This is a genomic window from Elusimicrobiota bacterium, assembly GCA_016706425.1.
In the GTDB taxonomy this organism is placed as follows: domain Bacteria; phylum Elusimicrobiota; class Elusimicrobia; order FEN-1173; family FEN-1173; genus JADJJR01.
This window is the reverse complement of record JADJJR010000001.1, coordinates 958961-972741: the sequence shown is the minus strand read 5'-3', so window position 1 is coordinate 972741 and position 13781 is coordinate 958961. Positions and strand designations below refer to the sequence as shown.

General features: G+C 61.7%; 1 protein-coding gene (cut by a window edge). It reads right to left on the bottom strand.

Annotated features, from left to right (window positions below):
• Window positions 1–13781: the 5' portion of a DUF4214 domain-containing protein gene (locus IPI56_04085; GenBank protein MBK7544921.1), read on the bottom strand. It extends 23410 nt beyond the left edge of the window; only the first 13781 of its 37191 coding nucleotides appear in the window; it begins with the start codon at window positions 13779–13781; its stop codon lies off the left edge, out of view.

Here is a 13781-nt window from a genome sequence, read left to right as displayed (position 1 = left end):
TGCCCGTGGATCACCGCGTACGTGTTCGTCCCGCTCACCAACACCGGCGTCAGAACGGTTTCGTCCGCGTCCCAGGTGTTGTTCCGGTTTTTATCCGTCCACACCGTCGTCACCTGCCGCCCCGTCACCGTCCCCGTCGCGCCCGTCAATCGCCCCAGCGCGTCATAGGCGTTGTTCACCGTCGTCGTCATCACGCTGTACCCGTGCTCGTTAATCCCGTACGCCGTCCCATCCGCCTTCACCGCCGTGCTCGTCGTCACGGACGTCACCACGACCGCCTGCCCGTGGATCACCGCGTACGTGTTCGTCCCGCTCACCAACACCGGCGTCAGAACGGTTTCGTCCGCGTCCCAGGTGTTGTTCCGGTTTTTATCCGTCCACACCGTCGTCACCTGCCGCCCCGTCACCGTCCCCGTCGCGCCCGTCAATCGCCCCAGCGCGTCATAGGCGTTGTTCACCGTCGTCGTCATCACGCTGTAGCCGTGCTCGTTAATCCCGTACGCCGTCCCATCCGCCTTCACCGCCGTGCTCGTCGTCACGGACGTCACCACGACCGCCTGCCCGTGGATCACCGCGTACGTGTTCGTCCCGCTCACCAACACCGGCGTCAGAACGGTTTCGTCCGCGTCCCAGGTGTTGTTCCGGTTTTTATCCGTCCACACCGTCGTCACCTGCCGCCCCGTCACCGTCCCCGTCGCGCCCGTCAATCGCCCCAGCGCGTCATAGGCGTTGTTCACCGTCGTCGTCATCACGCTGTACCCGTGCTCGTTAATCCCGTACGCCGTCCCATCCGCCTTCACCGCCGTGCTCGTCGTCACGGACGTCACCACGACCGCCTGCCCGTGGATCACCGCGTACGTGTTCGTCCCGCTCACCAACACCGGCGTCAGAACGGTTTCGTCCGCGTCCCAGGTGTTGTTCCGGTTTTTATCCGTCCACACCGTCGTCACCTGCCGCCCCGTCACCGTCCCCGTCGCGCCCGTCAATCGCCCCAGCGCGTCATAGGCGTTGTTCACCGTCGTCGTCATCACGCTGTAGCCGTGCTCGTTAATCCCGTACGCCGTCCCATCCGCCTTCACCGCCGTGCTCGTCGTCACGGACGTCACCACGACCGCCTGCCCGTGGATCACCGCGTACGTGTTCGTCCCGCTCACCAACACCGGCGTCAGAACGGTTTCGTCCGCGTCCCAGGTGTTGTTCCGGTTTTTATCCGTCCACACCGTCGTCACCTGCCGCCCCGTCACCGTCCCCGTCGCGCCCGTCAATCGCCCCAGCGCGTCATAGGCGTTGTTCACCGTCGTCGTCATCACGCTGTACCCGTGCTCGTTAATTCCGTACGCCGTCCCATCCGCCTTCACCGCCGTGCTCGTCGTCACGGACGCCATCACCACCGCCTGACCCTGGATCACCGCGTACGTGTTCGTCGCCCGGACTTCCACTCTTTGGAGGGAATAATTACCCCGCGCGCTACCGTCGGCCGCCCCCGGTTTTACCTGTTCGATCCAATAAGTCTTGCCTCCCGCGTCAGGCGTTCTCCCCAGCGCGCTTTGATAAAGGGCATCGATCTTTTTTCCGATCACCGTGGCGTATTCGGGCGAAGCGACAAAATGGCCCAAAACCGTTTCCAAAGTCATCCCTTTCCCCATTTCCCCCACCCAATATTCCACTTCCGATGTACCCGCCGGCCTCCCTAAAAGGACCTCATAGGCCGCCCGCACTTGAAAGGAAGCGGGTTTCGATTTAAATTCCTCTGACCCCATGATTCCCGCGATAACCGCCCGCAGGCCCCCGGGTCCCGCCAACACCCCCATCCAAAACGCCCGTCCTTCCACATCCGCCGTGGCGTCCCGTCCCAGCAGAACGCGGTAAAGCGCGTCCACTTTCTTCCCCATCAGGTCCGAATATTCCCGCGAACCGTAAAACCCCGCCACCACGTTCGCCAGCGTCCCGCCGTTCTTGAGTTGGCCCACCCAAAACGCGAACCCCTCCGTGTCGGGTTCCCTCTCCAACACCGTACGGTACAAGGCCGCCACCTGCTCTTCGGGGGCCAGCGCCTTAAATTCCGCGGAATCAACAAACGACTTCTTCACATCTTCCAAGGACATCGTGGATTGGCCGGCGGTTGTGTCTGTGAAAACCTCTTGAACAAGGCTGCCTGTCGTCCATCCCGTCGCTCCCACCAGCCGGCCCAGAGCGTCATAGGAGTAATTCACCGTTGTCGTCATCATGCTGTACCCGTGCTCGTTGATCCCGTAGGCCGTCCCGTCCGCCTTCACCGCCGTGCTCGTTGTCTCGGATGTCACCACCACCGCCTGACCCTGGATCACCGCGTACGTGTTCGTCCCGCTCACCAGCACCGGTGTTATCACCGTCTCGTCCGCGTCCCAGGTGTTGTTCCGGTTTTTGTCCGTCCAAACCGTCGTCACCTGCCGCCCTTCGACAATGCCCGCCGCCGCCACCAGCCGCCCCAGGGCGTCATAGGTGAAATTCATTATGGTCGTCATCACGCTGTAGCCGTGCTCGTTCATCCCGTACGCCGTCCCGTCCGCCTTCACCGCCGTGCTCGTCGTCACGGACAGCTTCACCACCGCTTGCCCGTGAATCACCACATAGGTGTTCGAGCCCTTCACCTCCACCGGTGTCACCACCCATTCCCCTTCCTGGTCGTCCGCGATTTCGGGTGTCGTGTCCGTCCAAACGGTCGTCACCTGCCTGCCTTCCACGGTCCCCGCCGCCCCCACCAGCCGGCCCAGGGCGTCATATGTGTAATTCACCGTTGTTGTCATTACGCTGTACCCGTGCTCGTTCATCCCGTACGCCGTTCCGATCGACTTCACCGCCCTGGTCGTCGTTACAGACTGCTTCACCACCGCCTGCCCCTGGATCACGACGTACCTGTTCGTCCCCTTCACCTCCACCGGCGTCACCACCCATTCCCCTTCCTGGTCGTCCGAGATCTCGGGTGTCGTGTCCGTCCAAACGGTCGTCACCTGCCGCCCCTCCACGCTGCCTTCCACGCCCACCAGCCGCCCCAGATTGTCATAGGCGTTGTTCACAATCGTCGTCATCACGCTGTAACCGTGTTCGTTATACCCGTACGCCGTTCCGTCCGCCTTCACCGCCGTGCTCGTCGTCACGGATTGCGTCACCATCGCTTGCCCGTGGATCACCGCGTAGGTGTTCGTCCCGCTCACCAACACCGGCGTCACCACCCATTTTCCAACGGCATCGGTCGTGTTTTTCGGCGTCGTGTCCGTCCACACCGTCGTCACCTGCCGGCCGCTCAGCGTTCCGACGGCGCCCGTCAGAAGGCCGCCCGCGTCATACCGGTATTTCACCTCCGTCGTCATAAAGCTATACCCGTGCTCGTTGATCCCGTAGGCCGACCCGTCCGCCTTCACCGCCGTGCTGGTCGTCGAAGACCAGGTCACCACCGCTTGGCCTTGGATGATTCGATACCGGTTCTTGGTTTGAAAAGTTGTGGTTTGGTTGGACATTTCCGCGGCGTCCAATACCCCGTCTTGATTTTCGTCGTTCCAAACCATACCGCTGGTGGTGCCCGAAGCCCCGCCGATCGCCCCCACCAGGATGCCGCCCGCGTCGTACTCATACCGCATCCAACTGTCCATCAGGTTTTCCGACGCCCCCGACGTCGATTCCGCGTGGGTGAAGGATTCATACACCATGGCCTGACCGTAAATAATCCGGTAGGTGTTGGTGGTTGAAAAAGTCGAGGTCTGCTCAACCATTTCCCCCGCCCCCAACACCCCGTCTTGGTTCGCGTCGTTCCAGACGGTGGTGTCGGTGGTCCCGACGGTTCCCCCGGCGGCGCCCACCAGCAACCCGTCTTTGTTGTACTGGTATTTCACCCAACTGTCGGTCACCGTGGTGCCGGTGGCTCCCGCCGCTACCGCGTGGGTGGAGGACTCCACCACGACGGCTTGCCCGTGGAATATGCGGTAGGTGTTGGTGGTGGTGAAACTCGAGGTTTGGGACACCAATTCCCCGGGGTCCACCATCCCGTCCCGGTTGGCGTCGTTCCAGACTTGCTGGGTCGAAGTGCCCTTGGCTCCGCCCGTCGCGCCCACCAAAAGGCCTTCTTCGTTATACCGGTAATCCACCCACGAATCCGTCACGGTGGTTTTCGGTTGCGTGGTGATGGAGGACGTGGTCACATCGTCCAAGGCCCCGAAACCGTTGTCAATGGGCGACAAATTAACGTTTTCCGACGCGATGGTCGTGACCAAACCGGTGGTGATTCCGTCATCGATGCCTTTTCCAACCAATTCCCCAAGCCCGGCCGCATCCGCCGACTCCATATCTTTCAATAGCACCAAAACCGTGGTCACGGGTGCGCCTTTGGGTTCGCCTATCTTGGACAGCGGGACCCCCAACCCTTTGATTTCATCTCCGTCCACCATCTGCAAGACCGTGATGTGGGGGGAGCCGTTCCCGTCCAAAGATCCGCCCAAAGCGAACCCCGACCCCGTTTTCTTATCAAAGCCGGGGAGATTAAACCGGAATCCCAAAATTGCGCCGTCCTCCATCAAGTCTTTTCCCCAAGCCGCCAAGTTATCGGGGTTGACGACGGGCACCGCCTTTAACAAAGCCAAACCGCGCGCCACCGAAGCTTCACCGCCCAGGACCAGGTGGCCCAAGGTGTTGGCCAGGGTCGACTGCGCCGCCCCGGTCGCTGCACGATCGACTGTCAAGGAAAACGCTTTGTTATCCGAAAATACGGTCATCTGGGTGGATTCCAGCCATCCCCCCTCTTGATTAACCAACATCTCCGCCTGATTCCGGAATCCTTCGGCGTTTTTTGACCGCATCAACCCGGCCAACGTCCGGACCCCGGTGAGCGCCCCCTCCACGCGGTTGACGTAATCGTCGGCGGACAGCCCGATGGTGATGGACCCCAAAGCTTTGGGATCCATGTATTGCTGGCCCGGATTGATTTTCCAGGACAGCCCTTTTCCGGGCGTCAACACCTTGTCAAAAACGGAAAGGGTCACCTCGACTTCACCCCGGCTGTTCACCGCCAATTGGGAAATCCATCCGCCGGCGTTCGTTGAAAGGCGATTGATTGAAGCGGTTGATCCGGCGCTCAGGGAAACCCCCCAGACCCGGGCGCCGCTTTGCAGCGCTCCGTCCGTGATGGTGTAATTCGTGATTGGCCGCCCGTCTTTTCCTCTTTCCAAGGAGGTCACGGTGGTGGACGTATTCATGCCACCTTCCACAATTGCCGGGTTGTCCCAGGACTCCTCGTGTCGCCGTTCGCCGACCAATTGCCCCTGCGCGTCATACAGGAAGGTTTGGCTGCTGGTCCCGCCTCCGGAATAGTAAACGGACGACCAGGCCGTGGTTTTGGTGGTTCCCGTCATGTGGTATGTTTTTTCCACCATCACCGTTTCGGTCACAGTTGTGGTTGTTGTTTTGCCATCTTTTCCAGTGGTTGTGACGGTTTTGGTTCGGCTTTCCGGTTCCATTCGCTTCTCGATCCAGGACTCCGTCTTGTTGGTGACCACGTTGGTGGTCGTCTGGCTGGAATAGGACGAACGGGTGTCGGTCTTTGTCGGTTTCGCGGTTCCGTTGAAAATGATGTATGTCGAATTGGCCGTCCACCGCATTTCGTAATAAGAGTTGGTCGTGGAGGTCGTCACGCTGGTGAAACTCTTGACGATGCCGCCGGAGGTCGTGCTGCCGGATTCCGACCAAGAGGACGTGTAACTGGAGGACCAATAACGGCGCCCGGAAGCTCCCCCTGTCGCGCCGATCAACATCCCGCGGGCGTCATAACGGAATTCCATCCAGTTGTCGACTTCGGTGGTCGTCCCCCCCACCACCTCCACCGTGTGGGTCGTGGACCGCGAAACCACCGCTTGCCCCTGAAGGATCCGGTAGGTGGAAGCGGAGGTGAAGGTCGATGTGGTGGACGTCAACTCCCCGGCGTCCATGACGCCGTCGCGGTCCCGGTCGTTCCAGACGGTGGTGCTGGTCGTGCCCGACCCGCCGCCCGAGGCGCCCACCAGGAGGCCCTGCGCGTTGTATTGATAACGAACCCAATTGTCCGACACGGTGGTCGTCAACCCGGAGCTGGTGACGGTGTGGCTTCGGGCTTCCCAGACCACCGCCTGCCCCTGGACGATGCGGTAGGTGTTGGTGGTGGTCGTGGTGCTGGTCTCGGTCACCCGTTCCCCGGGGTCGATCGTTCCGTTTTGATTCGCGTCGTTCCACACGGGCTTGGTGGCGCGCGACGTGGCCCCCCCGGTGGCCCCCCACAAAATGCCCTGGGCGTTGTATTGGTACCGCACCCAACTGTCCGTCACAGTGGTGGTGTTGTCAAAGACCGATTCCGTGTGGGTGAACGATTCGTACACCACGGCCTGCCCCTGAACCACGCGGTAGGTGTTTCGCGCGCTGAAGGTTTGGGTTTGTAAGACGATCTCCCCGGCGTCGATTTGCCGGTCCTGGTCGGCGTCGTTCCACACCTCCGTCTTTGACGAACCGCTGGAAGCCCCGTCCGCCCCGATCAACATGCCCTGGTTGTCGTAGCGATAGGTCATCCAACTGTCCGTGACCGTCGAGGTTGTTCCCGCCACGCTTTCCGTGTGGGTGGTCGACGCCGTGACCACCGATTGCCCCTGCAAGACCCGGTACGTGTTTTGGGACGAAAAAGTCCCGGTTTGCACGACCATTTCCCCGCCGTCCTGTACGCCGTCCATGTCCACGTCGTTCCAGACCGTCGTGGCCGACGTGCCCGACGACCCGCCCGTCGTTCCGGTCAGGAGACCGTCCCGGTCGTAGGTGTTGGTCGTCCAACTGTCCGTGGTGGTCGTTGTCGTCCCGGCGACCGCCACCGTGTGGGTGGTGGACCGCAACACCACCGCCTGCCCTTGGGAAATCCGGTAAACGTTGCTCGTCGTAAACGTGCTCGTTTGGGACACCAACCCGCCCGATCCCCCGTCCGGTTCGTTTTTGACGAGGGTCGTCGTGGTGCCTTGGGTGCTTCCCGTCGCCCCGATCAGCACGCCCAACGCGTTGTATTGGTAATTCATCCGCGTGTCGGTCACCGTGGTGGCGGCCCCCGCCACCGCCACCGAATGGGTGTCCGACCGCACCACCATCGCTTGGCCCTGGAGAATCCGGTATTCGCTTTGGGTGGTGAACGTCGTGGTTTGGCCCACGCGTTCCCCGGCGTCCATGACGCCGTCAAGGTCCGCGTCGTTCCAAACGGTCGTGATGGTCGTGCCCGTGGACGTTCCGGTCGCGCCGATTAAAACCCCGTCGGCGCTGTATCGATACTGGGTGATATTCAGGGTTTCCGTCCGCACGTTCCCGTTGGCGGAAAGGGAACTTGTCCGCGCTTCCGACACCATCGCCTGGCCGGCCATGATGCGGTACGCGTTGGTGGTGTTGAAGGTCGTCGTTTGGGGAACCCGTTCACCCGGTTCCATCACCCCGTCCTGGTCCGCGTCGTTCCAGACCACGGTGGTCGTTGACCCCGTGGCCGTTCCGCCCGCCCCGATCAACTGGCCCCGCGCGTTGTACTGATACGACGTGACGCTCGTTGTGGTCGTTTGCGTCAAGGGGGTCCGGGTCGCCGATTCGGACCGGGACACCGACAACATCGCCTGACCGAGAAGGATTTGGTAAGAGTTAAAGGTCTCAAAAGTCGTGGTTTGGACAACCATCTCGTCCGCGTCCACCACGCCGTCCATGTCGTTGTCGTTCCAGAATTGGGTGGTGCTCGTCCCGGTCGCCCCCCCCGTCGCCCCCACCAAACGCCCCGCCGCATCGTACCGGTTCCGGGTCCAGGAAACGGTTTGACTCTCCCCCAGCGCCGTCGTGATCGACGAATTCGATCTCGACTCCAGCAGCACCGCCTGCCCGCGAATAATCCGAAACACGTTCGATGTCTCCGCGTGGGTCACCTGGTCGAGCATCTCGCCGTTGTCGACGACCCCGTCCGCATCGGCGTCGTTCCAGAATTTGGTGGTCGTTGTGCCAAAAGAATCCCCCACCGCCCCCACCAATCGACCCAACCGGTCGTATTCGAAAGCCATGGCGTTCACGGACGTCGAGCGGCTCGCCCCCACCGTCATGGACGACTGTGTCACCGACCGCACCACCTGCGCCGACCCCTGAATGACCACGTAATCGTTCTCCGTGGCCACCTCCGTCACCTGATCCATCATTTCGCCGGCGTCGATCACCCCGTCCATGTCCGCGTCGGACCAGACCTCGACATTGCTGCGCCCCTCCGACCGTCCGTCCGCCGCCGTCAACCGCCCCACGGCGTCATAAACAAATTCCACCCGGGTCAGCACCCGGCTGTACCCGTGTTCCCCTTCGGAGAGAACGCGCCCGGTCACCGGGTCCACCCCGCGCGTGGTCGTGTCGGAGCGTATCACCCGCGCCTGGTTGTTGATAATGGCGTAGGTTTGGCGTATTTCGGACAGCGTGCGGCCCGCGACCTCGAGCGTGTCGACCGTGCCGTCGTTGTTCGTGTCCGACCAACCCCTTTCAACGGAGTCCACCGTCCCCGTCCCTTGCGCCCAGGCCAGGTTCCCCACCGCGTCGTACCCGTAACGCACCGTCATGTCCGACGTGGAGACGCTTCCCGTTTCCGCGCGCAGGATTTGACGGGTCTTGTTCTCCTTGACCAACGCCGTCCCGTTCATCACAACATAAGTTTGCGTGCCGGAGATTTCCATGGTTCCCGCCGTTTCCCAGGCGTCCATGTCCCCGTCTTCGTCCAGGTCGGTCCAACCGTAATTGGTGCCCGTCCCGCTCACCACCGCCGACGCTCCCGTCAATCGCCCCGCGGCGTCGTAAAGATACGTTATGACGGTTGTCTGGTCCAAAACGCTCCCCTGCGCAATTTCGGAGTGGGTTTGGGTGGTGGAAATCGAAACCCGGGCTTCGTTCATCACGATCTGATATTCCTGCGTGATTCGACCGCGGACAAGGGAGGTTTCCACCACCTCCCGGACACCGTCCAGAATCGTCAAGCCCATCTCCGTCCCGTTAAAATGTCCCACACCGCGCGCGTTCAGCAGGGTTCCCGATCCGTCGTAGTTGAAAGCGGTGCTCAACACCGTGTGGTTGCTTCCACCGTCCGCCCCCAGCGTGACGGTCTCCGTCACCGACGACAACAGCTTCAAAGAAGACCCCGGCGCCCCGAACAGCTGCACCACCGCGCCCCCCGTTCGATTGCCGAACCCGTCGTCCGATCGGGTGTCCATCACGCCCAACGCCCCCATCAATCGGCCGTGGGCCCCGTATTGGAACACCATCGAAGACACCGACGCGGACGTCCCCCCGCCCACGTTCGCCGATTCTTGACGCGAGGATTGCCAGAGAGCTTGCGCCTGCCCGTTGAACACACCGTATTCCTGCACCGAAGACGCCCGGCTTTCCGGCAGGGTGGTCAACCGGTCCACCCGACCGTCTTGGTTCGTGTCCGTCCACACCGCCGTGACCGTCCGGGACGCCGTGCTGGAGGTTCCCCCCTGCAGCCGTCCAGCCGCGTCATACCGATATGTGAGCACGGTCTGGGATTCCGTCCAAGACCCATCCACATTGTCCAACCGGACATCGGAGGTTTGACGCGACGCTTGCCCCGCCCGGTTGTACTCAATGGCCACGGTCGACACCTGGAGGGCGATGTTGTTCGCCGGGTCCCGCCCGGTCTCCCGGTATCCCACCACCTGGCCGTTTTGGTTGTAGCGCATGTTTTCCCGCAGGGTCGTGATCGTCACGTCTTGCACCTTGGTCACCGCCAGCGTCGTCAAACGCCCCGACGTCAACCACTCCGTCATCAACCGCGCCGCCGTCCGCCCGCTGGATTGTTCTTGTTGGGCCAGAAGGGCGTCCAACGCCTCGGGGGTCAAAGTCGTTCCGTCCAAAACATACTCCGTCACCGGCACCACCCCGCCCAGGTGGATCGTCATCGTCATCCCGGCCGGCCGTCCCCATTGATCGTAACCGATGTCGCTCAACGTGCTGGTCGTGATCGAACCGTCCGCCCCGAAGGTGGTTTCCACCGACCGGATCACCCGGTTCAAATCGTCGTACACCAACCCCGACGTCACGGAAAGGGTCGTTTCGTCCAAAGCCTCCATGCGCGTTTCCTGGGTCAACACCCCGGACGCCAGCAACTCTTCCAACGTTTTTCCGGGATGCGCCATCAACAGCGCCGCCACTTCCGCGCTCGTCAACGTTCGACCGCCTTGCAAATAATAGACCCGCGATTCCATCCCGAATTGTCGTGTCAGCGTCCTCGACCCCGTCAGGCGTTCCTGATCATCGTAGGTCAAACCCGTCACGAATCGCTCCACGTTCAACCCGTTCAACACCGTCCGGTCAAAATATCCCGCCATTTGTCCGAATCGGTTGTATACCACACCGCTTCGCTCCAACGTCTCCAAAACGTCGAGGTCGAAACCCATTTTGCGGGTGAGAGCGTCAAAGCCGGCCGTTTGCCCGGCGGCGTTGTAGACCAGGCTCGTCACCTCCGAAAGGCGCACCACTTCCGGTTCGCTCGTGCTCGAGGCGGCCTCCTTATATCCCAGGGCCTGCTGGTTGGCGTTGAAAGACGTTCCCGCTCGCACCAAATGGGTCTCTTCCATTAACGCGGTGGTCCCGGACACCCCCGGCGCCATTTCGCTCTCCCCCCACCGCCGCGTCACCCGCGCAAACCCCGATTGGCGATCCGTCGCCGTGTAGGCTACCCCCGCCACCCGCGACACCTCCACCGTTTGTCCCGTCGGCGTTAAACTCCCCCCCAGAATCGATGCCCGCTCGCCCGCGCTCAAAGAATCCCACGTCCGCTCCGCCCCGCCGATCTTCAACGTGGTCCCGCCGAAACGCACCTCGTCATAGGCCGCCGCCCGGTCGAACCCGTCGTAAAGGTAATTCCCCAGCCAGATCGTCGTCGTCGTGTCCACCGCCCCATCCGGCCCGGTCCCGTTTTTCTTGATCGCCTGTTGCGTCCACACGGTCCGCTTCAACGCGTCGTGGCCGATTATCGTTTCCGTCACCGTCACTAAATCCGGCGCCGCCCCGTCCCGCACCGTTTCCGTATACGCCACCGCCAACGACCGGGCGTCGTACACGGTGCCGGCTCGATCCGTCACCACCAGCGCCTGGGTTTCTTTTTTCATCTCCTCGTGAAAACCCAAAACCCGGTCGTGGACGTCAAACCCCGTGCTCGTCCAATCCTGAACATACCCCACGCCGTTCTCGTCCCCCGAACGCTCGTAATGCTGAAGGGCCCCGTAACGCGAATACGTCATTTGATTTTGATCAAAGGAATGGGCCGTGGATTTTTCCCAGACAATCGTGGCCCCCGCCAACCGGAACGTTTCGCCGTTCAGCGTGGTTTGACCGCTCGACAACAACTGCACTTTTTGGGCCGAGCTTAAATCCGCCCAAGAAACGGCCATCCCGTTCGTCAGGCTCAGGCCCAGCTCGTCCAAGGCCATCTCCGCGCCCCCCACCAAGAACGTCAGGTTTTCCAACCACAACAGCCTTTCCTCCGGATGCAACCCCAATTCTTCCCAATTCGACGGAAGCACCAGCGTTTCCACGCTCCGCCCTTCTTCCGTCTCCTCTTTATGATAAGAGGCCATTTGCCCCAACCGGTTGTAGGTGGCTCCATTCAGGACCGACCGTTCGCTCTCCGTCAATCGGCCGTCCGGGCTGCGTCGGTCAATCAATGTCTCGTGGCTCACCGCCTGGCCCAGCCGGTTGTAAAGCGCGTTCGCGAAGGTTTCCGACTCCACTGTCTCCCGCGCCAAAGACCCATCCGTATCGTAAATCCGTTTGACCCGCTCCTCCTGCCGCAAAAACACACGTCCGGCCAGGTCGTACAAAATGGGCCCCTGCGTTAGAGTCCACTCCGTTCGAACACCCCCGCCGTCAACTTGGGTCCCTTTCTCGTCCATCCCACTCGCCAGGCCCGCGCGGTCGTAATGAATCCCTGTACGTTCGCTCACCGTCACCGTGTTCAACGGATCGTGCTCAATATCAACGACCGCGATCACCCGACCGGCAAAATCGTATTCAATGCCCTCTTGATTATGGTGAGTCGGGTTCCCTCGATCGTCAATTTCGATTTCCTCATACCCCGTCACCAGCCCACGCCCCCCGTAGACGGCCGTCCACACCCTTTCGTTCCGGTTCCCCAATTTGTCCAGCGTCTTTTCCGTGTAGCCCACCAGGTGGTTGCTGCCGTCATACGCCATCGACAGACGGTCGTTTTCTTCGTAGGTGGACAAAACCTGCCCCCCCGTCCCCAGGTCCGTGCTCCGCACCTTTTCCAAATAACGCGCCATCCGCCCCAGCGCGTCATAGGCCCCGTCCCATTCCGTCCCCGTCCAAAGATCCGGCCGGTCCGTTCCATTCTCCGTTTGGGTGTAGTGAAGCAGGTTCCCGGCAAGGTCGTACAACATGTTCGTCCGGGTCGTTCGCGTCTCCACATTGTACAGAGCCCCCGGCGTCTCGCAGATTTTGCTCCGCACTTCCTCGGACCCGTTGATCAGACCCGCCCCGTTGTACCCCGTGGCCGTCCACGTGAGCGTCTCCTCCGTATCGTCCGCGTTCCCCGTTGTCCGGTCCTCGTAGGCGACCATCCGCCCCACCGCGTCGTATTTCATCCCCGATCGGGTCGTCCGTGTTTCGTGTTCCCCCGCCTCGCTGATCCCCACCCAGGTTTCATTGAAACCGATCAATTGATCGTTCGTGTTGTATCCCGCCGCCGTCCAGACATGTTTTGTCTCCATATCCGGTTTGTCCGACGCCACGGTCGTTTCGGTATACCCCGCCGAACGACCGTGGTCGTCATAATAGACGTCCGTCTTCGTCGTTTTCGTTGAGATCCGGTATACTTCTTCTCCCGTTTTATTAAACCCGCGTTCCTCTATGGCCGTCTCATCCCCGGTTTCATTTCCAAACCCGTTGTAGCCGCTCACGACGCGTTCTTTTTCCTCCACGATCCCGTTGTCCGCCTTCGAAAGCGTCTTTTCCTCAAGAAGCCGTCCTTGATCGTCGTATTTCACCCACCGGTCCGTCTCCACACGGCTCTCCAACAGCCCCGTTTGGGTCTTCACTTCATGCCCGTACACCAACCGACCCGCCGCGTTGTATGTGACACCTGTTATCTCCACCCGCTCGGACACCCCGGGCGTTCTGTTGTCCACCCAGGAATCCGTGTACCCCGTCAGTTGATGCAAGTTGTTGTGACGGACCCCGTTACGCGTCATGGTTCGTCGATGGTCCAACGTCGTGGATATTTCCCGTCGTTCCTCTTGATACCCGACGGCCAATCCCCAGCCGTTGTAGACCATGTTGCTCCGCCGCGTGACCGTCACCGCTTCCCCGGCGCGGACCTCGCCGTTCATCACCCGCGCCCGCTCCGACCCCGTCAGCCCCACCCACGCCCGCTCCACCCCGCCCACATTCAGCGTCGTCCCGTCAAACGTCGCCTCCACATACCCCGTCGTCAATCCCGCCTCGTTAAACGTCCGCCCCGTCTGCACCACCGTCGTCCACTTGTTCATCGTCTCCATCAACCGCTCGCCCGTCTCCAACACCCGCTCCGCCCGCCCCGCCTCGTGCCGCAGATTCACAGACCCCGTCTCCCGCCCCATCAAATCGTACGTCGTCTCCCGCCGCTCCGTCCGCGTCATCAGTTCCGCCGACGCCGTGTCCTGCACCGTCTCCACGTACGTCCGCAGCAACCCCTGCCGGTCGTACGCCGCCCCGCTCCGCTCCACCAC